Source organism: Kitasatospora sp. NPDC059160 (genome assembly GCF_042755465.1).
Classification (GTDB): Bacteria; Actinomycetota; Actinomycetes; order Streptomycetales; family Streptomycetaceae; genus Kitasatospora.
Genome location: NZ_JBHZCN010000035.1, coordinates 17,501 through 40,219 on the forward strand (window position 1 = coordinate 17,501; position 22,719 = coordinate 40,219).

General features: G+C 72.8%; 23 protein-coding genes. 18 read left to right on the forward strand and 5 right to left on the reverse strand.

From position 1 onward, the window contains the following. Positions 1 to 23 precede the first annotated feature (23 nt). Positions 24 to 1,253, forward strand: coding sequence for a radical SAM family heme chaperone HemW (hemW, locus tag ACFXOZ_RS17085; RefSeq protein WP_380591163.1), 1,230 nt, complete (start codon positions 24 to 26; stop codon positions 1,251 to 1,253). Between the two features lie 40 nt (positions 1,254 to 1,293). Then, on the forward strand, positions 1,294 to 1,851 hold the full coding sequence (locus ACFXOZ_RS17090) for a Uma2 family endonuclease (protein ID WP_380591166.1): 558 nt from the start codon (positions 1,294 to 1,296) through the stop codon (positions 1,849 to 1,851). Here ACFXOZ_RS17090 and ACFXOZ_RS17095 read toward each other — a convergent pair. The 3 genes from ACFXOZ_RS17095 to htpX are packed head-to-tail and all read right to left on the reverse strand — an operon-like array spanning position 1,842 to position 4,247. Further along, positions 1,842 to 2,675 carry a DUF3097 domain-containing protein gene (locus tag ACFXOZ_RS17095; protein WP_380591169.1) on the reverse strand — a complete coding sequence of 278 codons (834 nt, stop codon included), beginning with the start codon at positions 2,673 to 2,675 and terminating at the stop codon, positions 1,842 to 1,844. The two genes, ACFXOZ_RS17090 and ACFXOZ_RS17095, sit on opposite strands and share 10 nt — an antisense overlap. 23 nt (positions 2,676 to 2,698) lie before the next feature. After that, a complete protein-coding gene (locus ACFXOZ_RS17100; RefSeq protein WP_380524878.1) occupies positions 2,699 to 3,283 on the reverse strand; it encodes a hypothetical protein in 585 nt (194 codons plus the stop codon). Between the two features lie 43 nt (positions 3,284 to 3,326). After that, positions 3,327 to 4,247, reverse strand: coding sequence for a zinc metalloprotease HtpX (htpX, locus tag ACFXOZ_RS17105; protein ID WP_375892455.1), 921 nt, complete (start codon positions 4,245 to 4,247; stop codon positions 3,327 to 3,329). Between the two features lie 267 nt (positions 4,248 to 4,514). Here htpX and hrcA point away from each other — a divergent pair, with 267 nt between their 5' ends. The 15 genes from hrcA to era all read left to right on the forward strand — a co-directional run bounded on the left by hrcA (position 4,515) and on the right by era (position 18,917). Then, positions 4,515 to 5,549 carry a heat-inducible transcriptional repressor HrcA gene (gene hrcA / locus ACFXOZ_RS17110; RefSeq protein WP_375892457.1) on the forward strand — a complete coding sequence of 345 codons (1,035 nt, stop codon included), beginning with the start codon at positions 4,515 to 4,517 and terminating at the stop codon, positions 5,547 to 5,549. Positions 5,550 to 5,626: 77 nt separating this feature from the next. Beyond that, entirely contained in the window at positions 5,627 to 6,766 is a 1,140-nt protein-coding gene (dnaJ, locus tag ACFXOZ_RS17115) for a molecular chaperone DnaJ (RefSeq protein ID WP_188304451.1), read from the forward strand. Positions 6,767 to 6,844: 78 nt separating this feature from the next. After that, positions 6,845 to 7,594, forward strand: a complete 750-nt coding sequence (locus tag ACFXOZ_RS17120) for a 16S rRNA (uracil(1498)-N(3))-methyltransferase (RefSeq protein WP_375892458.1) — start codon at positions 6,845 to 6,847, stop codon at positions 7,592 to 7,594. A gap of 82 nt (positions 7,595 to 7,676) precedes the next feature. Continuing rightward, positions 7,677 to 10,952 carry a S41 family peptidase gene (locus tag ACFXOZ_RS17125; protein WP_380591172.1) on the forward strand — a complete coding sequence of 1,092 codons (3,276 nt, stop codon included), beginning with the start codon at positions 7,677 to 7,679 and terminating at the stop codon, positions 10,950 to 10,952. Positions 10,953 to 11,090: 138 nt separating this feature from the next. Next, positions 11,091 to 11,831: an RDD family protein gene (locus tag ACFXOZ_RS17130; RefSeq protein WP_380591174.1), complete on the forward strand. Its 741-nt coding sequence runs from the start codon at positions 11,091 to 11,093 to the stop codon at positions 11,829 to 11,831. A gap of 56 nt (positions 11,832 to 11,887) precedes the next feature. Continuing rightward, complete coding sequence (locus tag ACFXOZ_RS17135) at positions 11,888 to 12,241, forward strand: histidine triad nucleotide-binding protein (protein WP_380524909.1); 354 nt, start codon at positions 11,888 to 11,890, stop codon at positions 12,239 to 12,241. Between the two features lie 6 nt (positions 12,242 to 12,247). Beyond that, positions 12,248 to 13,171: a ribonuclease Z gene (locus ACFXOZ_RS17140; RefSeq protein ID WP_380524882.1), complete on the forward strand. Its 924-nt coding sequence runs from the start codon at positions 12,248 to 12,250 to the stop codon at positions 13,169 to 13,171. A gap of 241 nt (positions 13,172 to 13,412) precedes the next feature. Then, a complete protein-coding gene (locus tag ACFXOZ_RS17145; RefSeq protein ID WP_375892466.1) occupies positions 13,413 to 14,540 on the forward strand; it encodes a PhoH family protein in 1,128 nt (375 codons plus the stop codon). A gap of 14 nt (positions 14,541 to 14,554) precedes the next feature. Then, complete coding sequence (gene ybeY / locus ACFXOZ_RS17150) at positions 14,555 to 15,049, forward strand: rRNA maturation RNase YbeY (RefSeq protein WP_030061268.1); 495 nt, start codon at positions 14,555 to 14,557, stop codon at positions 15,047 to 15,049. A gap of 19 nt (positions 15,050 to 15,068) precedes the next feature. Beyond that, positions 15,069 to 16,391 carry a hemolysin family protein gene (locus tag ACFXOZ_RS17155; protein WP_375892468.1) on the forward strand — a complete coding sequence of 441 codons (1,323 nt, stop codon included), beginning with the start codon at positions 15,069 to 15,071 and terminating at the stop codon, positions 16,389 to 16,391. 33 nt (positions 16,392 to 16,424) lie between these two features. Next, positions 16,425 to 16,661 (forward strand): hypothetical protein, encoded by a 237-nt coding sequence (locus tag ACFXOZ_RS17160; RefSeq protein WP_380401735.1) that lies wholly within the window; start codon positions 16,425 to 16,427, stop codon positions 16,659 to 16,661. A 51-nt stretch (positions 16,662 to 16,712) separates the two neighbouring features. Then, positions 16,713 to 17,264: a DUF4383 domain-containing protein gene (locus ACFXOZ_RS17165; protein WP_380524883.1), complete on the forward strand. Its 552-nt coding sequence runs from the start codon at positions 16,713 to 16,715 to the stop codon at positions 17,262 to 17,264. Positions 17,265 to 17,300: 36 nt separating this feature from the next. Next, positions 17,301 to 17,666, forward strand: coding sequence for a cytidine deaminase (locus tag ACFXOZ_RS17170; protein ID WP_375892472.1), 366 nt, complete (start codon positions 17,301 to 17,303; stop codon positions 17,664 to 17,666). A 78-nt stretch (positions 17,667 to 17,744) separates the two neighbouring features. Beyond that, on the forward strand, positions 17,745 to 17,927 hold the full coding sequence (locus ACFXOZ_RS17175) for a hypothetical protein (RefSeq protein ID WP_360228745.1): 183 nt from the start codon (positions 17,745 to 17,747) through the stop codon (positions 17,925 to 17,927). A 60-nt stretch (positions 17,928 to 17,987) separates the two neighbouring features. Beyond that, positions 17,988 to 18,917, forward strand: coding sequence for a GTPase Era (gene era / locus ACFXOZ_RS17180; protein WP_375892474.1), 930 nt, complete (start codon positions 17,988 to 17,990; stop codon positions 18,915 to 18,917). Between the two features lie 96 nt (positions 18,918 to 19,013). Here the strand turns inward: era and ACFXOZ_RS17185 are convergent, their stop codons facing one another. Both ACFXOZ_RS17185 and ACFXOZ_RS17190 read right to left on the reverse strand, forming a co-directional pair. Continuing rightward, a complete protein-coding gene (locus tag ACFXOZ_RS17185) occupies positions 19,014 to 19,280 on the reverse strand; it encodes a protealysin inhibitor emfourin (RefSeq protein WP_375892475.1) in 267 nt (88 codons plus the stop codon). A gap of 108 nt (positions 19,281 to 19,388) precedes the next feature. After that, entirely contained in the window at positions 19,389 to 20,411 is a 1,023-nt protein-coding gene (locus ACFXOZ_RS17190) for a M4 family metallopeptidase (RefSeq protein WP_380524884.1), read from the reverse strand. Between the two features lie 333 nt (positions 20,412 to 20,744). On the opposite strand from ACFXOZ_RS17190, the gene leuA reads away from it, so the two are divergent. Further along, positions 20,745 to 22,541: a 2-isopropylmalate synthase gene (leuA, locus tag ACFXOZ_RS17195; protein WP_380591176.1), complete on the forward strand. Its 1,797-nt coding sequence runs from the start codon at positions 20,745 to 20,747 to the stop codon at positions 22,539 to 22,541. Positions 22,542 to 22,719: the final 178 nt, after the last annotated feature.

Below are 22,719 nucleotides of genomic sequence, written 5' to 3' on the forward strand. Positions count from 1 at the left end.
GAGTCGTACGGGACAATGGGGTCATGCCCTCCGCACTCCCCGACGGCGAACCGGTGCCGTCCGACGGTTCCCTGCCCGCGCACGCCCTGACCGGGCTGGGCGACCGGCCGTTCGGCTTCTACCTGCACGTCCCGTACTGCGCCAGCCGCTGCGGCTACTGCGACTTCAACACCTACACCGCCACCGAACTGCGCTCCTCCGGGGCCGTCGCCTCGCAGGAGACCTACGCGGACAACGTGGTCGCCGAGATCCGGCTGGCCCGCCGCGTCCTCGGCGAGACCGACCTCCCGGTGCGGACGGTGTTCCTCGGCGGCGGCACCCCCACCCTGCTGCCCGCCCGCGACCTGGTGAAGATGCTCGCCGCCCTGCGCGAGGAGTTCGGGCTCGCCCCGGACGCCGAGGTCACCACCGAGGCCAACCCCGAGTCCGTCGACCCCGCGTACCTCGCCGAGCTGCGCGAGGGCGGCTACAACCGGATCTCCTTCGGCATGCAGAGCGCCCGCCCGCACGTCCTGCGGCTGCTCGACCGCCACCACACCCCCGGCCGCCCCGAGGCCTGCGTGGCCGAGGCCCGCGCGGCCGGCTTCGACCACGTCAACCTCGACCTGATCTACGGCACCCCCGGCGAGTCCGACGACGACTGGCGGGCCTCCCTGGACGCCGCGATCGGCGCCGGGCCCGACCACGTCTCCGCGTACTCCCTGATCGTCGAGGACGGCACCAAGCTGGCCGCCCGGGTCAAGCGCGGCGAACTGCCGATGATCGACGACGACGTGCACGCCGACCGCTACCTCATCGCCGAACAGGCGCTCAGCGCGGCCGGCTACTCCTGGTACGAGGTCTCCAACTGGGCCACCACCCCCGAGGGGCGCTGCCGCCACAACGAGCTCTACTGGACCGGCGCCGACTGGTGGGGAGCCGGCCCCGGCGCCCACAGCCACGTCGGCGGCGTCCGCTGGTGGAACGCCAAGCACCCCGCCGCCTACGCCCAGGCCCTCGCCGAGGGCCGCACCCCGGCCCTGGGCCGCGAGCTGCTGAGCGACGAGGACCGCCGGGTCGAGCGCATCCTGCTGGAACTGCGCCTGGCCGACGGCATCCCCCTCGACCTCCTGGCCGAGGCCGGCCGCAAGGCCGCCGCCAAGGCCCTCGCCGACGGCCTCCTCGCCGAGGACTCCTACCGGCGGGGCCGCGCCGCCCTCACCCTCCAGGGCCGCCTCCTGGCGGATGCAGTAGTGCGTGACCTCGTGGACTGAGTGTCGTTAACGTGGTATCAGCCGTCAGGAGGAGTGTGGGATGACCGCCATCGATGACCGGGTGATAGGGATCTTCGAGAATCTGGAGATCCCGGAGGGTTTCAAGGCCGAGCTCATCAGGGGGGAGATCGTGATGACGGCCGGGCCCGACCGGGTCCACAACTGGATTGTCGAGTCGATCCAGGACCAGATTCCCCGGATGCGATGGCACCGCTCGGTCACGCAGGACATCGACATCCCCGGGCTCACCAGCGAACCTCAGCCCGATCTGGTCGTCTATGAGCGAGACGCGGTCGAGGGTCCTGGTCGCCTGATCCCTTCGCCTCTCCTCACGCTGGTGCTCGAGGTGGTCTCGAACACCAGCGTCCTGCGCGACTACCAGACCAAGCGGGAGCTCTACGCGGAGGGCCGGATTCCGGCCTATCTGATCGTCGACCCGATCAAGGCCGTCTGCGTGCTGTTGACCGAGCCGACCCGGGCGAGCGCGTCCGGGTCGCCGGACTACGTCTCCTCTCGGACCACCAAGTTCGGCGAGCCCATTCCGGTGGACCTGCTGGGCATCACGCTCGACACCTCGGAGTTTCAGACCTACTCCTGACCTGGCAGGGCGGTGAAGTCGATCAGTTCCTCGACCTTCGCCAGGAGTTCGGGCTCCAGGTCCTTGTAGCTGTTCACCTTGGAGAGGATGTGCTTCCAGGCGGCCGGGGTGTCCACGGGCCAGCCGAGGCGGCGGCAGGTGCCCTGCTTCCAGTCCTCGCCGCGGGGGACGGCGGGCCAGGCGGGGATGCCGACGGAGGAGGGCTTCACGGCCTGCCAGATGTCGATGTAGGGGTGGCCGACGACCAAGACCGACTCGCCGGTGATCCGGGCGGCGATGCGGTGCTCCTTCGTCCCCGGGAGCAGGTGGTCGACCAGGACGCCGAGGCGGCGGCCGGGGCCGGGGGCGAAGTCGGCGACGATCGCGGGGAGGTCGTCGATGCCCTGGAGGTACTCGACGACGACGCCCTCGATGCGCAGGTCGTCTCCCCAGACCCGCTCGACCAGTTCGGCGTCGTGCCGGCCCTCGACGTAGATCCGGGACTCGCGGGCGACCCGGGCCCGGGCGCTGGGGACGGCGACGGAGCCGGAGGCGGTGCGGGCGGGGGTGCGGGGCGCGGCGTGGGCGGCCGGGCGCACCAGGGTGACCACCTCGCCCTCCAGCAGGAAGCCGCGCGGCACCAGCGGGAAGACCCGGTGCTTGCCGAAGCGGTCCTCCAGGGTGACGGTGAACCCCTCCGCGGTCCGCTCGCAGCGCACCACCGCCCCGCAGTAGCCGGTGGCCGCCTCCTCGACCACCAGGTCCCGCTCGGCCGGCACCTCGGGTGCGGGCTGCTGCTTCTTCCACGGCGGGGTGAGGTCGGGTCCGTACTGGTGGCTGCGCATGGGGCGATTTTACGGACGGGGCGTCAGAGGCCCGGCGCCCCCCAGACCGGGAACCAGCGGCTGAGGTCCTTCTCCAGCCGCAGGTCGTTCCCCAGCATCGCGTTGACCTGGAGCTCCAGCGGGCTGTTGCGCCGCTCGCCGCCGCCGGGCATCGGGGCGAAGGGGTAGAAGGTGCCGCGCTTGTAGAGGTAGACCAGGGCCAGCGACTGGCCCTGGGGGTTGCGGAAGGCGACCAGGGAGCAGAGCAGCTGCGGGCCGAAGCCGTTCGCCTCCAGCTCGCTGTTGACCGCGTGCAGGTCGTTGACCAGTTCCGGGAGTTCCTCGGGGGCGTGCCGGGTGAGCAGCCAGGAGTAGCCGTAGCCGTCCTTGGAGGCCTCCACCGGGACGCCGCCGCGTTCGGTGTCGGCGTCCAGCAGGGCCCGGACCTGCTGCTCCACCTGGACGAAGGCGGCGCCCTCGACGGCCGCGAAGCAGACCGAGCCGAGCCCGGTGGGGAGGAACCCGGCCCCGGCCTCCAGGGTGAGCGCGGCGGACGGCACGCCGAACAGCTGGTCGAGGTCGGGCTTGACGGGCTTGGTGCGGCCGAACAGGGCGTCCAGGAATCCCACGGCGGTCCTTCCGGGAGTCGGGCGGGGCCGGAGCCCAGGGGGGTCAGCGGCCGAGCTGCTCGGAGATCTTGGCCAGCTGGGCCAGCCGCTTCTCCAGCGTCGGGTGGGTGGAGAGCAGCTGGGAGGCGGTCTCCTTGGCGCTCAGCGCGGGGGCGAAGTAGAAGGCGTTGTAGGGCTGGGCCCGGCGCAGGTCCTCGGTGGGGATGGCGGCGATCTGCCCGGTGACCTTGGTGAGCGCCGAGGCGAGGGCGCTGGGCCGGCCGGTGAGCTGGGCGGCGGCCCGGTCGGCGGCCAGTTCGCGGTAGCGGGACAGCAGCCGGGTGAGCAGGAAGCTGATCGCGTAGACCACGATCGACACCAGCGGGATGACCAGCGCCGCGATGGCCGCGTTCTGGTCGTTGCTGTTGCGGTTGCCGCCCATGAACCCGCCGTACATGGCGACCCGGGTCATCGCCCCGGCGAGCACGCCGAGGAAGCCGGCGATGGTCATCACGGCGACGTCCCGGTGGGCGACGTGCGACAGCTCGTGCGCCAGGACGCCCTCCAGCTCCTCGGGTTCCAGTCGGCGCAGCAGGCCGGTGGTGACGCACACCACGGCGTTCTGCGGGTTGCGGCCGGTGGCGAAGGCGTTCGGCATGTCGCTGTCGGCGACCGCCACGCGGGGCTTGGGCATGTCGGCCAGGGCGCAGAGCCGGTCGATGGTGCCGTGCAGCTGGGGGTACTGCTCCTCGGTCACCCGGTGGGCGCCCATGGCCCGCTCGGTGATCTTGTCGCTGAACCAGAACTGGGCCACGAACAGCCCGCCGGAGATCAGCACGATCAGCGGCCAGGCCCCGCGCAGCAGCGCGATCAGCAGGCCCGTGAAACCGACGTACAACAGCCCGATCACGAACATCGTCCCGACCATGCGGCTGGTCAGGCCGCGGTCGGGCGCGAAACGGGTGTGCTGGCCCGAGCTCGACATCGCTTGCTCCTCCGTTCGCCGTCGCTTTCGATGCTGCCACCCGGACGGCCCCGGGGCACCACCCGCGCACGCGGAGTGTCGCGGTGGCCGTCCGGAACTGCGGGCAGGATCACCCCGGCCGGGCCGTTCCTGCGGTACGACCCGGGCCGTACACTGGCAGGTACGGTTTTGGCACTCGTGCGTGCAGAGTGCCAGGGTCGGGGTCCTCACCGGAGCGGCTCGCAGCATCACAGACGGACAACGTGCGAAGACGGAGGTGCGTGCCCCATGGCCGGAGAGGTCCGCCAGCTGGACGACCGCAAGCTCGCCGTGCTGCGCGCGATCGTCCAGGACTACGTGGGCACCGAGGAGCCGGTCGGCTCCAAGGCCCTGGTGGAGCGGCACAACCTCGGGGTGTCCCCGGCCACGGTGCGCAACGACATGGCGGCGCTGGAGGAGGAGGGGTACATCCACCAGCCGCACACCAGCGCCGGGCGGATCCCCACCGACAAGGGCTACCGGCTGTTCGTCGACAAGCTCGCCGAGATCAAGCCGATGAGCTCCCCGGAGCGCCGGGCGATCCGGCACTTCCTGGACGGCGCCGTCGACCTGGACGACGTGGTCACCCGTACGGTGCGGCTGCTCGCCCAGTTGACCCGCCAGGTCGCCGTGGTGCAGTACCCCTCGCTGACCCGCTCCACCGTCCGGCACATCGAGCTGGTGGCGCTGGCCCCGGCCAAGGTGATGCTGGTGCTGATCACCAACACCGGCCGGGTCGAGCAGCGGATGGTCGACTGCCCGGGCACGGTCGGCGAGACGGTCCTGGCGGACCTGCGCTCGCGGATCAACACCCGGGCGGCCGGCCAGCGGCTGCCGGACGTCCCGGGGCTCCTGGAGGAGCTCCCGGCGGCGTTCGAGCCGGCCGACCGGCCGACCGTCAGTACGGTCCTGGCGACGCTGTTCGAGGCGCTCGCCGAGCAGAACGAGGAGCGGATCATGCTGGCCGGCACGGCCAACCTGACCCGCTTCGGGCACGACTTCCCGCTCACCATCCAGCCGGTGCTGGAGGCCCTGGAGGAGCAGGTCGTCCTGCTCCGCCTCCTGGGTGAGACCACGGACGCCGCGATGACGGTCCGGATCGGGCGGGAGAACGCGTACGAAGGGCTGAATTCCACCTCGGTCGTTTCGGTCGGCTACGGTTCGGGCGACGAGAGTGTGGCCAAGCTGGGTGTGATCGGTCCGACCCGGATGGACTATCCGGGCACAATGGGGGCGGTGCGGGCGGTGGCACGGTACGTGGGCCAGATCCTGGCCGAGTCGTAGCACACGGCCGACCGTTGGAAATCTAACGGCGGCGTCCAGTCGCAGCACTACTACAGGCGGAACAAGCGGAGCATTTGGTGGCCACGGACTACTACGCGGTACTCGGCGTCCGACGGGATGCGGGGCAGGACGAGATCAAGAAGGCGTTCCGGCGCCTGGCACGCGAACTGCACCCGGACGTCAACCCGGACCCGAAGACGCAGGAGCGGTTCAAGGAGATCAACGCCGCCTACGAGGTGCTCTCCGACCCGCAGAAGCGCCAGGTCTACGACCTGGGCGGTGACCCGCTGTCGCCGGGCGGCGGTGGCGCGGGCGGCTTCGGCGCCGGCGCGGCGGGCTTCGGCTTCTCCGACATCATGGACGCCTTCTTCGGCGCCGCGGCCGGCCAGCGCGGCCCGCGCTCGCGCACCCGCCGGGGCCAGGACGCCATGATCCGGCTGGAGATCACCCTGGAGGAGGCCGCCTTCGGCACCACCAAGGAACTCCAGGTCGACACCGCCGTCACCTGCACCACCTGCAGCGGCGAGGGCGCGGCCCCCGGCACCTCGGCCCAGACCTGCGACATGTGCCGCGGCAAGGGCGAGGTCTCCCAGGTCACCCGCTCCTTCCTGGGCCAGGTCATGACCTCCCGCCCGTGCCCGCAGTGCCAGGGCTTCGGCACCGTGGTGCCGACCCCGTGCCCCGAGTGCGCGGGCGACGGCCGGGTGCGGGCCCGCCGCACCCTGACCGTGAAGATCCCGGCCGGCGTGGACAACGGCACCCGGATCCAGCTGGCCGGCGAGGGCGAGGTCGGCCCCGGCGGCGGCCCGGCCGGCGACCTGTACGTCGAGATCGCCGAGACCACCCACACGGTCTTCCAGCGGCGCGGGGACGACCTGCACTGCACCGTCACCATCCCGATGACGGCGGCCTCGCTCGGCACCCAGGTGCCGTTGCAGACCCTGGACGGGCTGGAGGAGGTCGACATCCGGCCCGGCACCCAGTCCGGCCAGTCGATCCCGCTGCACGGCCGGGGCATCACCCACCTGCGCGGGGGCGGCCGGGGCGACCTGATAGTGCACGTCGAGGTGCAGACGCCCACCAAGCTCGACCCCGAGCAGGAGGAGCTGCTGCGCCGGCTCGCCGTGCTGCGCGGCGAGGAGCGGCCGTCCGGCCAGTTCGCGCCGGGCCAGCAGGGCCTGTTCTCACGCCTGAAGGACGCCTTCAACGGCCGGTAGTCGTCCGAGGAGGGGTGCCGGGGGAGGACCCCCGGCACCCCTTCGGTGTTCCCGTTCCATCCCAGGAGGTTCCCCGCCATGACCGCGCCCGTCTTCGTCGTCGAGACCGAGCGGATCGCCGCCGCCGCACCCGGGGCCGTGCTGCGCCTCGACGGGCCCGAGGGGCGGCACGCGGCGGCGGTGAAGCGGCTGGCGGCCGGCGAGGCGGTCACCCTGGCGGACGGGCTGGGACTGGGCGTGGACGGCACCGTCGCCGCGGTGCTCGGCAAGGACGCGATCGAGGTCACGGTGGAGGCCGTGCGGCGGGAGCCGGAGCCGGCGCCGCGGATCGTGGTCGTCCAGGCGCTGCCCAAGGGCGACCGCGGCGAGCTGGCCGTGGAGACCATGACCGAGGTCGGCGTGGACGTGGTGGTCCCCTGGGCCGCCTCGCGCTGCATCACCCAGTGGAAGGGCGAGCGCGGCGCCAAGGCGCTCGCCAAGTGGCGGGCCACCGCCCGGGAGGCGGGCAAGCAGTCCCGCCGGCTGCGCTTCCCCGAGGTGCGCGAGCCGATGACCACCCGGCAGCTGGCGCCGCTGCTGGCCGGGGCCGCGCTCGCCGCGGTGCTGCACGAGGAGGGCGCCGAGCCGCTGGCGCACGCCGCGCTGCCGGCCGGCGGGGACATCGTGCTGGTGGTCGGCCCGGAGGGCGGGGTCTCCCCGGAGGAGCTGGCCGCCTTCGCCGAGGCCGGCGCGAAGCCGTACCGGCTGGGCCCCTCGGTGCTGCGCACCTCGACCGCCGGGGTGGCCGCCGGGGCGCTGCTGCTGGGGCGCACCGGCCGCTGGGCCTGACCCCACCGGCAACTCCCGTGCGCCCGCCCGGAGTCTGCGGAAAACGGAGCGGCTCGTACCCGCACCTGCCTACGCTGGCGGCGTGACGGACTCCCTGAGCACCTCCGCGGGCGCCTATCTGCGCCACCCCCATCTGCACGGTGACCTGGTCGCCTTCGTCGCCGAGGACGACCTGTGGCTCGCCCCGCTGGAGGGCGGCCGGGCCTGGCGGCTGACGGCCGATCACCTGCCGGTGCAGCACCCCAGGTTCTCCCCGGACGGGCGCCACCTCGCCTTCACCTCCACCCGGGACGGCGCCCCCGAGGTGCACGTGGTGCCGGTGGACGGCGGACCGTCCCGGCGGCTGACGTACTGGGGCAACGCCGAGACCCGGGTGCAGGGGTGGACCGCCGACGGGCGCCCGATCGCCACCACCGGCGCGGGCGAGTCCGGGGTGCGCCGCTGCTGGGCGCACGCGGTGCCGCTGGACGGCGGCGAGCCGGTGCGGCTGCCGTACGGGCCGGTCGGCGGGCTCGCCTTCGAGCCGGCGGGCGTCGGGGACCCTGCGGCCGAAGTCGGGGGGAGGGTGCTGCTGGTGACCGTCAACAACCGCGAGCCGGCCTGGTGGAAGCGCTACCGGGGCGGCCGGGCCGGCAAGTTGTGGATCGGGCGGGACCGGTTCGTCCGGATCCACCAGGACCTGGCCGGGCAGCTCGACTCCCCGCTCTGGGTGGCCGGGGACGGCGACGGCCGGATCGCCTTCCTGTCCGACCACGAGGGCGTCGGCGACCTGTGGTCCAGCCGCCCCGACGGCTCCGACCTGCGCCGCCACAGCACCGACCCGGACGGCTTCTACGCCCGCAACGCCAGCACCGACGGCACCCGGGTGGTCTTCCACCGGGCCGGCGACCTGTGGCTGCTGGACGACCTGGAGAGCGCCTCCCCGCGCCGGCTGGACGTCCGCCCGGCCGGCTCGCGGGCCCGCCGCCGCCCCCACCCGGTGCACGCCGCGCACTGGCTGGAGTCCGTCTCCCCGGACCGCACCGGCCGGGCCGGCGCCGTGGTGGTGCGCGGCAGCGTGCACTGGCTGACCCACCGCGAGGGCCCGGCCCGGGTGCTGGACGAGACCCCGGGCGTGCGCGCCCGGCTGGCCCGGGTGGTGCCGGGCGAGGACGGCGCCCAGGGCGTGCTCTGGGTGTCCGACGCCGAGGGCGAGGACGCCCTGGAGTACGCCCCCGCCGTGCACGACCCCGAGCGGCGCCGGCTGGCCGCCGGGAGACTGGGCCGGGTCAACTCGCTGGTGGTCTCCCCGGACGGCCGGCGGGCCGCGGTCGGCGTGCACGACGGCCGGGTGCTGGTGGTCGACCTGGCCGACGGCGCCGTGCACGAGCTGGACCGCAGCACCGACGGCGAGGTCGGCGGCCTGGTGTTCAGCCCGGACTCGGCCTGGCTGGCGTGGTCGCGCCCGGTGCACCGGATGGGCCCGTACTCGCTGCGCCAGATCGTGCTGGCCGACCTGGCCACCCGCACCGTCGGCGAGGTCACCTCGCAGCGCTTCCTGGACACCTCGCCCGCCTTCACCGCCGACGGCCGCTACCTGGCCTTCCTCTCGGTGCGCAGCTTCGACCCGGTCTACGACGCCCACGCCTTCGGCCTGTCCTTCCCGAACGGCTGCCGCCCCTACCTGGTGACGCTCGCCGCCGAGACGCCCTCCCCGTTCGGCCCGCAGCGGGCCGGGCGGGCGCCCGGCGGGGAGGAGGACGAGCCCAAGGCCCGCACGGCGGACGGCGAGGAGGCCGCGGACGGGGCGGTGCCGGCCGTGCGGGTGGACCTGGACGGCATCGCCGACCGGATCGTGCCCTTCCCGGTCGAGGGCGGCCGTTTCCACACGCTGCGCGCCGCCAAGGACGGGGTGCTGTGGACCAGGGCGCCGCTGCTCGGCGAACTCGGCGACGAGGCCGCCTCCTTGGACGACGACCGGCCCCGCCCGGTGCTGGAGCGCTTCGACCTCAGGAAGCGCCGGGTCGAGCAACTGGTGCACGGCGTCGACGGGTTCTCGGTCAGCGGGGACGGCACCCGGCTGGCCGTGCTGGACGGGGGCGAGCTGCGGATCGTCCCGGCCGACCGCAAGTCCGGCGGCGAGGACGACGAGACCGCCGTCGACCTCACCCGGCTGCGGGTGACCGTCGACCCGGCCGCCGAGTGGCGGCAGATGTACGCCGAGAACGGCCGGCTGATGCGGGACAACTTCTGGCGCCCCGACCTCGGCGGCGTCGACTGGGCCGGGGTCCTGGAGCGCTACCGGCCGCTGGTCGAGCGGGTCGGCTCGCACGACGAACTGGTCGACCTGCTCTGGGAGGTGCACGGCGAACTCGGCACCTCGCACGCCTACGTCGTCCCGTACGGCCGCTACACCGAGCCCGCCCGGCGCCAGGGCCTGCTCGGCGCCGACCTGGTCCGGGACGGCGGGCAGTGGCGGATCGGCCGGATCCTGCCCGGCGAGTCCTCCGACCCCCGGGCCCGCTCGCCGCTGGCCGCGCCCGGCGCCGCGATCCGCCCGGGCGACGCCCTGCTCGCCGTCAACGGCCGCCCGGTCGACCCGGTCACCGGCCCGGCCCCGCTGCTGGCCGGCACCGCCGGGCAGCCGGTGGAGCTGACCGTGGCCCGCAAGGACGGCAGCGACCGGCGCCACCCCGTGGTCGTCCCGCTCGCCGACGAGGAGGCGCTGCGCTACCACGACTGGGTGGCCGGCCGGCGGGCGAAGACGCGGGAGCTGTCCGGCGGCCGGCTCGGCTACCTGCACATCCCCGACATGCAGACGGCCGGCTGGGCGCAGCTGCACCGCGACCTCTCCACCGAGATGGCCAAGGACGGCCTGATCGTGGACGTCCGGGAGAACCGCGGCGGCCACACCTCGCAGCTGGTGATAGAGAAGCTGGCCCGGCGGATCATCGGCTGGTACGCGATCCGGGACACCGAGGGCCGGGTGCCCTACCCGATGGACGCCCCGCGCGGGCCGGTGGTCGCGATCGCCAACGAGCTGTCCGGCTCGGACGGCGACATCGTCAACGCCGCCATCCAGGCGCTCGGCATCGGCCCGGTGGTCGGCACCCGGACCTGGGGCGGGGTGATCGGCATCGACAGCCGGTACCAGCTGGTCGACGGCACCCTGGTCACCCAGCCCAAGTACGCGATGTGGATGGAGAACTACGGCTGGGGCCTGGAGAACCACGGCGTCGACCCGGACGTCGAGGTGCCGTTCGCCCCGCACCACTGGGCGGCCGGCGAGGACCCGCAGCTGGCCGAGGCCGTGCGGATCGCCCTCGACACCCTGGCCGCCACCCCGGCCCGCACGGCGCCGCCGCTGCCCTGGGCGTAGCCGGCGCGGGGCGCTGCGGGGCCCTGCGGGGCGCGGGGGTCCGGCGCGGCCGGGCTCCCGCGCCGGGGCGTGGGTAGGATGCGGGGCTGTTCTTGATCGCGATCTTGATCTGGTCGACGGCTCACGGGGGAGCACACCATGGCGCAGGGCTATCCGCCGCCGCAGTACCCGCAACAGCAGCAGTACCCGCAGAACCAGCCGTACCCGCAGCAGCAGTACCCGCCGGGCGGCCCGGGGCCGAACCCGTACGGCCAGGGGCCGTACGCCCAGCCCCCGCAGCCGTACCCGCCGCAGCCCCAGCCGTGCGGTCAGCCCCAGCCGTACCCGCAGGCGCAGCCGCCGTACGGGCCGGCCCCGTACCCGCAGCAACAGCCCCACCCGCAGCCCGCGCTGCCGCCGTGCCCCCGGGAGGCGGGCGGCTTCCGGCGCTTCCTGGCGATGGTGCTGGACGCCGGCCTCGCGCTGGGCGCGGGCTTCGCCGCCGCCGTCGCCTCCGACGTCGCGTCGGGTCGTACCAAGCCCGTCGCGGCCGCGGCCGGCCACGCCGTCCAGCACGCGAGCGGGCCGGTGGTGCCGTTCTGGGCGGCGTTCCTGGGCGTCTGCGTGCTGGTCTCGTTCCTCAACCAGGTGGTGCTGGCCCGGCTGGTCGGGTTCAGCGTGGGCAAGGGGATCCTGGCGATGCGGGTGGTGCGCCGCAAGCGGGTGATGCGCCCCAACACCTGGCGGCTGACCCGGCGCTGGCTGGTCGGCTTCGTCGTCCTGGTGCTCTCGTTCGTCTTCGACGAGTTCGACCTGGAGGAGGGGGACATCATCGGCATGCGCTCGGTGCGCTGGAAGCACCTGCAGGAGTACCAGCAGGCGCTCGGGCGGCTCGGCTAGGCTGCGCCCGTACGGCCCGTGCAACCGTGATCGACGACCGAACCGAGGAGATTCCGATGGCCGGCGAGCCGCAGTCCGACTGTGTGTTCTGCAAGATCGTGGCGGGCGAGATCCCGGCGACCGTGCTGCGCAAGACCGAGCGCGTCCTCGCCTTCCGCGACATCGCCCCCAAGGCCCCCGTGCACGTCCTGGTGATCCCGCACGTCCACTACCCGAACGCCGCGGCGCTGGGCGCCGCCGAGCCCGAGGTCGCCGGCGAACTGCTGGCCGAGGCGGGCGCGGTGGCGCGGGACGAGGGCATCGAGGACTACCGGCTGATCTTCAACACCGGCGCGGGCGCGGGGCAGACCGTGTTCCACGCCCATGTGCACGTGCTCGGCGGGATGCCGATGAACGAGAGCATGGTCTGATCCCAGGTGTCCCAGCGCGAACTCGTCGTCCTCGGCACCGCCAGCCAGGTGCCCACCCGGCACCGCAACCACAACGGCTACCTGCTCCGCTGGGACGGCGAGGGCCTGCTGTTCGACCCCGGCGAGGGCACCCAGCGCCAGATGCTGCACGCCGGGGTCTCGGCCACCCAGATCACCCGGATCGCGGTGACCCACTTCCACGGCGACCACTGCCTGGGCCTCGCCGGGGTGATCCAGCGGATCAACCTTGACCGGGTCCCGCACCCGGTGGACGTCTACTTCCCGGCGTCCGGCGAGGTCTACTTCGAGCGGCTGCGGCACGCCACCGCGTACCACGAGACCGCCGTGCTGCGGCCGCGGCCGATCGACGAGCCCGGCCCGCTGCCCGCGCCCGGCGCCCGCTTCGCGCTGGACGCCGTCCGGCTGGACCACCCGGTGGAGTCCTTCGGCTACCGGCTGTCCGAGCCGGACGGCCGCCGACTGGTGCCCGAGCGGCTCGCCGCGGCCGGCGTGCGCGGCCCGGCCGTGGGCCGGCTCCAGCACGAGGGCGCGGTCGAGGTGGACGGCCGCACCGTCACCCTGGACGAGGTCAGCGAGCACCGCCGGGGCCAGCGCTTCGCCTTCGTGATGGACACCCGGCTCTGCGAGGGGGTGCACGAACTCGCCGAGGGGGCCGACCTGTTGGTGGTCGAGGCGACCTTCACCGACGCCGACGCCCACCTCGCCGAGGACCACGGCCACCTCACCGCCGGCCAGGCCGCCAAGGTCGCGGCCGAGGCCGGGGCGCGGACCCTCGTGCTGACCCACTTCTCGCAGCGCTACCCGGACCTGGGCCAGCACCTGGCCGACGCCCGCAAGCACTTCGACGGGGACCTGGTGCTCGCCGAGGACCTCGCCCGGGTGCCCGTCCCCGCCCGCCGCCACCCGTGAACGGTCCGCCGCCACCCGTGGAGCACCCGCCGTCACCCGTGGACGGCGCGGCGCCGGGGGTGGACGCCGCACGGGCTCCCCGCGAAAAGGGCTCGCGCCGCCCCGCGATCTGCCGCAGCATCGTCGGGTGCGGCCCCGCCGCCCGCCGCAGCGATCACGCTCGCGGCGTACCCTGGTGCCCCGGAGAGACCGAGCGGCACACGAGACCACGGATGGGATGAGGCAGGCCCAGCGCCGACCCATGAGTGACACATCGCAGACCCGTACCGATGGACAGTCGCGCCCCGAACCGACCGACGACGGCCGGGTGAGCGCCCGGATCGTCATCCCCGAGAAGCATCCGATGGTCACCCTGCTCGGCACGGCGGACTCGCTGCTGCGCGTGATCGAGCAGGGGTTCCCCGCCGCCGACATCCACGTCCGCGGCAACGAGGTGACCGCCACCGGGGAGCGCGCCGAGGTCGCCCTCGTGCAGAAGCTCTTCAACGAGATGATGCTGGTGCTGCGCACCGGCCAGCCCCTGACGGAGGACTCCGTGGAGCGCTCCATCGCCATGCTCCGCGAGGAGGGCCCGGACAGCCCGGCGCCGTCCCAGGTGTTCACCGCGAACATCCTGTCCAACCGCGGCCGCACGATCCGCCCCAAGACGCTCAACCAGCAGCGCTACGTCGACGCGATCGACAAGCACACGATCGTCTTCGGCCTCGGCCCGGCCGGCACCGGCAAGACCTACCTGGCGATGGCCAAGGCCGTCCAGGCCCTCCAGGCCAAGGAGGTCAACCGGATCATCCTGACCCGCCCGGCGGTCGAGGCGGGCGAGCGGCTGGGCTTCCTGCCCGGCACCCTCTACGAGAAGATCGACCCGTACCTGCGCCCGCTGTACGACGCGCTGCACGACATGATGGACCCGGACTCCATCCCGCGCCTGATGGCGGCCGGCACCATCGAGGTCGCGCCGCTCGCGTACATGCGCGGCCGCACCCTCAACGACGCCTTCATCATCCTGGACGAGGCCCAGAACACCTCGCCCGAGCAGATGAAGATGTTCCTCACCCGCCTCGGGTTCAACTCCCGGGTGGTGGTCACCGGCGACACCAGCCAGATCGACCTCCCGGGCGGCACCCGCAGCGGGCTCAAGGTCGTCCAGGAGATCCTGGCCGGCGTCCCGGACATCCACTTCTCCGTCCTCACCAGCACCGACGTGGTCCGCCACAAGCTGGTCGGCCGGATCGTGGACGCCTACGAACGCTGGGACGCGCGGCAGGAGGCCGAGGAGAACTCCCCGGCCGCCCGCAAGCCCGCCCAGCGGCGCCCCGGAAAGACCGCCGCGGCGCGCGCACCCCGACAGTCCCATCGCACCGAAAGCTGAGCACACAGCCCGTCATGTCGATCGACATCGCCAACGAGTCCGGTTGGGACGCCGATGAGGAAGCCATCCTCGACGTCGCCCGCTTCGCCCTGGACAAGATGCGGATCCACCCGCAGTCCGAACTGTCCGTGATCCTGGTGGACGGTGCGGCGATGGAGGAGCTGCACATCCAGTGGATGGACCTGCCCGGACCGACCGACGTGATGTCGTTCCCGATGGACGAGCTGCGTCCGGGCAAGGAGGGCGAGGAGCTGCCGCAGGGCCTGCTCGGCGACATCGTGCTCTGCCCCGAGGTCGCCGAGCAGCAGGGCAAGGCGGCCCCCTCCAAGCACTCGATGGACGAGGAGCTCCAGCTGCTCACCGTCCACGGCGTGCTGCACGTCCTCGGCTACGACCACGAGGAGCCGGAGGAGGAGGAAGAGATGTTCGCCCTCCAGAAGCGGATCCTGGACGACTGGCGGGCGGGCCGGGGCCTCGGCGGCATCTCCCCGGCCCCCACCACCCACTGAGCGCGGGGCCCGAACTCCTGTGAGCGGTGAGAGTACGAGCTTCATCCTCGGTGCCGTGGCCCTGGTCGTCCTGGGCTGGCTGGCCGCGTGCGCCGAGGCGGGCATCTCCCGGGTCTCCCGGTTCCGGGCGGAGGAGGCCGTGCGCAACGGCCGGCGCGGCTCCGCGCGGCTGCTGGCCGTCGCCTCCGACCCGTTCCGCTACCTCAACCTGGCCACCCTGATCCGGGTGGCCAGCGAGATGGCGGCCGCGGTGCTGGTCACCGCGGTGTGCGTGCGCAACATCCACCCGACCTGGCAGGCCGTGCTGTTGGCCTTCGGCGTGATGGTGCTGGTGTCCTTCGTCGCGGTGGGCGTCTCGCCGCGCACGATCGGGCGCCAGCACCCGATCTCCACCGCGACCGCGGCCTCCTTCGTGCTGCTGCCGCTGGCCGCGGTGCTCGGCCCGATCCCGCGGCTGCTGATCCTGCTGGGCAACGCGCTGACCCCGGGGAAGGGGTACCGGGAGGGGCCGTTCGCCTCCGAGGCGGAGCTGCGGGCGCTGGTCGACCTCGCCGAGAAGGACGACCTGATCGAGGACGAGGAGCGCCGGATGGTGCACTCGGTCTTCGAACTGGGCGACACCATCGTGCGCGAGGTGATGGTGCCGCGCACCGACCTGGTGATGATCGAGCGGCACAAGACCGTCCGGCAGGCGCTCACCCTGGCGCTGCGCTCGGGCTTCTCGCGGATCCCGGTGGTCGGCGACAACGAGGACGACGTGGTCGGCATCGTCTACCTCAAGGACCTGGTGCGCCGCACCCACATCAACCGGGAGGCGGAGGCCGAGGAGGTCGGTGCGGTGATGCGCCCGGCCGTGTTCGTCCCGGACTCCAAGCCGGCCGGCGACCTGCTGCGGGAGATGCAGCAGCGCCGCTCGCACGTCGCGATCGTGATCGACGAGTACGGCGGCACGGCGGGCCTGGTCACCATCGAGGACGTCCTGGAGGAGATCGTCGGCGAGATCACCGACGAGTACGACCGGGAGATCGCGCCGGTCGAGGACCTCGGCGACGGCTCGTACCGGATCACCGCCCGGCTGCTGGTGGAGGACCTGGGCGAGCTGTTCGGGATCGAGCTGGAGGACGAGGACGTCGAGACCGTCGGCGGCCTGCTGGCCAAGCACCTGGGCCGGGTGCCGATCCCCGGGTCGGCCTGCGAGATCCCGCTGCCCGAGCCGGCCGCGGACGGCCTGACCGGCATCCTGCTGACCGCGGAGTCCTCGGCCGGGCGCCGCAACCGGATCGGTTCGATGGTCGCCTCGCCGGTGCGCCGGTCGGAAACGGTGCGGGCCGCGGGCGAGTAGCGGGTGGGCGGTCGCCGCGCGACCATGGAGGGCATGACGCACAAACTTCGCGCGGAGTACGGCCCGCAGGGGGCGGCCGGCGGAGTCAAGTCCTGGCACGTGGTGCGGGACGAGGACCCGTCGACCGCGCTCTGCGGCCGGAGCATGCCCGACGACGCCGAGACGCGGCCCGAGCAGGAATGGGGCACCGGGCTGCGCTGCTGCCAGCAGTGCGGCTCGCTCTACATGCACGAGACGCCCCACATGCAGGGGAGCCATCCCTACAGCTAGCCGTGCCTCCCGGCCGTGCCCCGCGGCGACGGCCGGGCTCTGGAGGTCGCCATGAAGCTGCAAGACGAACTGCCGACCGTCGATCGACGGCTCGCCCTGGTGTGGCGGGTCGGGGCGGGGCTCGGGGGGATCTTCCTGATCGTGTTCGGGATCCTGGGGCTGGCCGACCACCCCGGCTTCCTGGCCACCCACGGTGACCGGATCGCCGGGCTGTCGACCAACGGGGCGCTGAGCATCCTGTCCATCGTGGCGGGTGCGGTCCTGCTGGTCGGAGCGGTGATCGGCGGGAACTTCGCGTCCAACCTCAACATGGTGATCGGCGTGCTGTTCGTCCTGTCCGGCTTCTACGGGCTGACGGTGCTCGGCCGGCCGGACGCGAACATCCTCAACTTCCGGATGTCGAACGTGCTGTTCGCGTTCGTCTTCGGGATCGTCGTGACCACCTTCGGAATGTACGGCCGGGTGAGCAGCCACCTGCCGCACGACAACCCGTTCTGGCGCGAGCGGGCCTCGCACGAGGAGCCGCTGCCGTCCGGCGCCGCGAAGACCTTCGTCAAGGTGCTCAACCCGAACCCCGGCCGCACCCACCCGGTGGGCCACTGAGCCGGGTTGACCGAGGGCGCCGGGAGGGTGCCGCCTATGCTCGGCGGCATGAGTGACATCGTCGAACTCGACCCCGAAGACAAGAAGATCATCACCCTGGCCCGCTCGGCCCGCGCCCGCAACGGCGTGGCCGAGGGGGCCGCGGTGCGTGACGAGACCGGCCGCACCTACGTGGCCGGGACGGTCGCGCTGGAGTCGCTACGGCTGAGCGCGCTGCGGACGGCGGTGGCGATGGCGGTGGCCAGCGGTGCGAAGTCGCTGGAGGCGGCCGCCGTGGTGAGCGAGGCCGAGCAGCCCGCCGAGGCCGATCTGGCGGCCGTGCGGGACCTGGGCGGGGCCGGTACGCCGGTGCTGCTGGCCGGGCCGGACGGGACGCTGCGGGTGGTGGCCGAGGCCCGCTGAGCGGCCCCCGGCGGCCCCCTCGGGGCCGGTGCGGGGAGACCGCGCCCCCTGCACTCAGCAGATAATCTCACCGGAGGGGTGGACTCGGTGAGGGGCTGGGGCATGGGGGCGTTGGCGTTCGTCGCCGGGCTGGTGCTGTTCGTGATGGGCATGGGCAAGTGGCAGGAGACCGGCACGGTCTACTGGCTCTGGGGTTCACTCGCCTTCCTGCTGCTGCTGGTGGTGTTCTCGCTGGTCGGACGGGGCGGCGGCAAGGGCTGAGCGCCCCGGACGGACCGGCCCCGGACGGCGGGGCTCCGGTGATCAGGGAGAATGGGGCGCATGAATGCCCCTTCCTCCTCGTACCGCTCCGGGTTCGCGTGCTTCGTCGGCCGTCCCAACGCGGGCAAGTCGACCCTGACCAACGCCCTGGTGGGGACGAAGGTCGCGATCACCTCCGACCGCCCGCAGACCACCCGCCACACCGTGCGCGGCATCGTGCACCGCCCGGACGCCCAGCTCGTGCTGGTCGACACCCCCGGCCTGCACAAGCCCCGCACCCTGCTCGGCGAGCGCCTCAACGACCTGGTCCGCACCACCTGGGCCGAGGTCGACGTGATCGGCTTCTGCCTGCCCGCCGACCAGAAGCTCGGCCCCGGCGACAAGTTCATCGCCAAGGAGATCGCCGGGATCAAGAAGACCCCCAAGGTCGCCATCGTCACCAAGACCGACCTGGTCGACTCCAAGCGCCTGGCCGAGCAGCTGATCGCCATCCACCAGCTCGGCATCGAGCTGGGCTTCGAGTGGGCCGAGATCATCCCGGTCTCGGCGGTCGGCGACCAGCAGGTCGACCTGGTCGCCGACCTCCTCACCAAGCTGCTGCCCGAGGGCGACCAGCTCTACCCGGAGGGCGACCTCACCGACGAGCCCGAGCAGATCATGGTCGCCGAGCTGATCCGCGAGGCCGCCCTGGAGGGCGTGCGGGACGAACTGCCGCACTCGCTCGCCGTCGTGGTCGAGGAGATGCTGCCGCGCGAGGGCCGCCCGGCGGACCGTCCGCTGCTGGACATCCACGCCAACGTCTACATCGAGCGGCAGAGCCAGAAGGCGATCGTGATCGGCGCCAAGGGCTCCCGGCTCAAGCACGTCGGCACCACCGCCCGCAAGCACATCGAGGCGCTGCTCGGCACGCCGGTCTACCTGGACCTGCACGTCAAGGTGGCCAAGGACTGGCAGCGCGACCCCAAGCAGCTGCGCAAGCTCGGCTTCTGACCGGGGAGTTCGGCGACGGGCGGTGAGCCGCCCCGGGCCCGTCCGGACGCCGTGCGCGTCCGGGCGGGCCCGTGCCGCGCCGGGCCCGGGAGGGGCCTACGCCCCCTCGCGGAGCACCAGCGAGACCAGCTCCCGCTGGGAGTCGGTGAGTTTGGGGTCGGCGCAGTACACCGTCCGCCCGTCGACGGTGATCTCGTAGTGGAAGCCGTCCGGCACCCCGTACGAGGGCGCGCGCAGCCCGCCCGCGACGGCCTCGCGGGCGAGCGCGTGGACGTGCGGGGCGTCCGTGCGGTCGACGGTTTCGAGCTCCGCGTGGCGGAGGATTCCGGCGAGTCCGCCGGTCCGGGTCACCTGGATACGCATGGTGTCCATGGTGCTACGCAGGGGAGGCTTTTGCGGCTCTTTTCCCCGACCGTGACCTTAAGGCGGTCTCAAACCGCTCCGGACCGGTGGTGAACCGGTCGTCCGCGGTCAGCCTGGGCTGACGCCGACCTGGGCCCAGGAGGCCGTCACGGTGTCGGCGACCGGGGGCTTGTCGGGGTAACGGGCCTTGGCGGCGGCCACGGTGGCCCGGGCGAAGGCGGTGAAGTCGGCGGTGGCGGGCAGCCCGCCGCCGGTCAGGGCGTCGTACCAGATCCGCCCGGCCTGCTCCCAGGACGACCCGCCCAGGGCGGTGGCCAACAGGTAGAACGCGTGGTTGGGGATGCCGGAGTTGATGTGCACCCCGCCGTTGTCGTCGGTGGTGTCCACGTAGTCCCGCATGTGGGCGGGTTGCGGGTCCTTGCCCAGCTGGGGGTCGTCGTAGGCGGTGCCGGGCGCCTTCATCGAGCGCAGCGCCACGCCCTGGACGCCGGGGGCGAGCAGTCCGGCGCCGATCAACCAGTCGGCGGAGGCGGCGTCCTGGTGCAGGGCGTACTGCTTGACCAGCGAGCCGAAGACGTCGGAGACCGACTCGTTGAGCGCGCCGGGCTGGTCCTGGTAGTCCAGTCCGGCGGTGAACTGGGTGACGCCGTGGGTGAGTTCGTGGCCGATGACGTCGATGCAGGCGGTGAAGTCGCCGAAGACCTGGCCGTCGCCGTCGCCGAAGACCATCTGCGAGCCGTTCCAGAAGGCGTTGTCGTAGTTGCGGCCGTAGTGGACGCTGGCGTCCATCCGCAGGCCGCGGCCGTCGATCGAGTCGCGGCCGAAGACGTCGGAGTAGAGCGCGAAGGTGGCGCCCAGGCCGTCGTAGGCGTGGTTGACGGAGGCGTCGGCGACCGGGGCGTGGCCCTCGGTGCGGACGGTGCGCCCGGGCAGCCGCTGGCCGTGCCCGGCGTCGTAGACCAGCCGGCTGAGGCCGGGGGCGCCGGTGGTCGGCGGGGGAGCGGCGAGGCGGGCCGCGCGGTGCGCGGCGTCCAGGGCGAGGGAGTGGACGGCGGGCTGGTGACCGGCCTCGGCGAGGCGGTCCAGGACGTACGGCGGGACGATCGCGCAGCGCGGGACTCCTGCAGTCATGTGGCCCAGGGTGAGGCCTGGATGACCGGATGTCACCACCCGTGGCAGGACCGTTCCACGTCTCAAGGGGTGGAACGGAAGCCCGGATCACTTCGGGGGCGCGCGGGCCTGGGTTACGCTGGGCCACATCATGCGCAACGGGCTGCTTCTTCTTAGCTGCCGCGTCGAGGGCCTGTAGTCCACCGGGCCGGCTCCCTCGCCGCGGGGAACGAGCTGTGCGCGGAAACGGCGATGCGACGGCGTATCGCGGGGCGCAGCAGCGGCCGGCCAGTCGGTGTCGATCCCTCCCGACCGCCCGCACCACGCATCCACAGGAAGCCGAGAGTCCCCTCCATGACCGAGCAGACCTCCGCCGCGTCCGTCCCCGCCGCTCGCGCCTTCGTCGACCGGCCGACCCCGATCACCGCCGCCTCCGTGCGCCAGCGGCCCTCGGGCATGCGCCACGGGCGCTACCTGCCGTTCGGCACCGTCGACCTGCCGGACCGCACCTGGCCGCACCAGGTGATCACCAAGGCGCCGCGCTGGCTCTCCACCGACCTGCGGGACGGCAACCAGGCGCTGATCGACCCGATGTCCCCGGCCCGCAAGCGGAAGATGTTCGACCTGCTGGTGGCCATGGGCTACAAGGAGATCGAGGTCGGCTTCCCGTCCTCCGGCGCCACCGACCACGCCTTCGTGCGGTCGCTGATCGAGGAGGGGGCGATCCCGGAGGACGTCACCATCTCGGTGCTGACCCAGGCCCGCGAGGAGCTGATCGAGAAGACCGTCGAGGCGCTGGTCGGCGCCCCGCGGGCGACCGTCCACCTGTACAACGCGACCGCGCCGCTGTTCCGCCGGGTGGTGTTCCGCAACGACGAGGCGGCCACCAAGGCGATCGCGGTGGACGGCACCCGGCTGGTCATGGAGTACGCGGAGAAGCTGCTGGGCGACGACACCGTCTTCGGCTACCAGTACTCGCCGGAGATCTTCGTGGACACCGAGCTGGACTTCGCGCTGGAGGTCTGCGAGGCGGTGATGGACGTCTGGCAGCCCGGTGAGGGCCGCGAGATCATCCTGAACCTGCCGGCCACCGTCGAGCGGGCCACCCCGAACGTCCAGGCCGACCAGTTCGAGTGGATGTCGCGCAACCTGTCGCGCCGCGAGTTCGTCTGCCTGTCGGTGCACCCCCACAACGACCGCGGCACCGCCGTGGCCTCCGCCGAGCTGGCCTACATGGCGGGAGCGGACCGGATCGAGGGCTGCCTGTTCGGGCAGGGCGAGCGGACCGGCAACGTCGACCTGGTGACGCTGGGGATGAACCTGTTCTCGCAGGGCATCGACCCGCAGATCGACTTCTCCGACATCGACGAGGTGCGCCGCACCGCCGAGTACTGCAACCAGATGGAGGTGCACCCGCGCCACCCGTACGCCGGGGACCTGGTGTACACCTCCTTCTCCGGCTCGCACCAGGACGCCATCAAGAAGGGCTTCGACGTCCTGGAGGCGGACGCGAAGGCGGCCGGGGTGCCGGTGGCGGAGCACACCTGGGGCGTGCCGTACCTGCCGATCGACCCGAAGGACGTCGGCCGCACCTACGAGGCGGTCATCCGGGTCAACAGCCAGTCCGGCAAGGGCGGGGTGGCGTACGTCCTCAAGAACGACCACAAGCTGGACCTGCCGCGCCGGATGCAGATCGAGTTCTCCCGGATCATCCAGGCCAAGACCGACGCCGAGGGCGGCGAGGTCAGCCCGGCGGAGATCTGGCGGGTCTTCGAGGACGAGTACCTGCCGACCACCGGCAACCCGTGGGGCCGGCTGTCGCTGGCCGGTTCGCGCACCCTGACCACCGAGGACGGCCGGGACGCGCTGACCGCCGAGGCCGTGGTGGACGGTGCGCCGGTGACCCTGACCGGTACCGGCAACGGCCCGGTCTCGGCCTTCGCGGACGCGCTGGCCCGGATCGGCGTGGACGTACGGGTGCTGGACTACGCCGAGCACGCGCTGAGCGAGGGCGGCGACGCCCAGGCGGCCGCGTACGTGGAGTGCGCGGTGGACGGCAAGGTGCTGTGGGGCGTGGGCATCGACGGCAACACCGTGCTGGCCTCGCTGAAGGCGATGATCAGTGCCGTCAACCGCTCGCAGCGCGGCTGACTCCCGCGGGTGGTACGCGAAGGGCCGTCCCGCGGGACGGCCCTTCGCCGTGTCCGTCGGGCGTCCCGGGCGGGCTGTGGCCTGCGCCACATTTTTTCGGATCGGAAGCCGTTCGAGGTACTGACACGTGCCGGTAACCGTGGCAACATCGATCCACCGGCAAGCCGGGTCGGTGGGA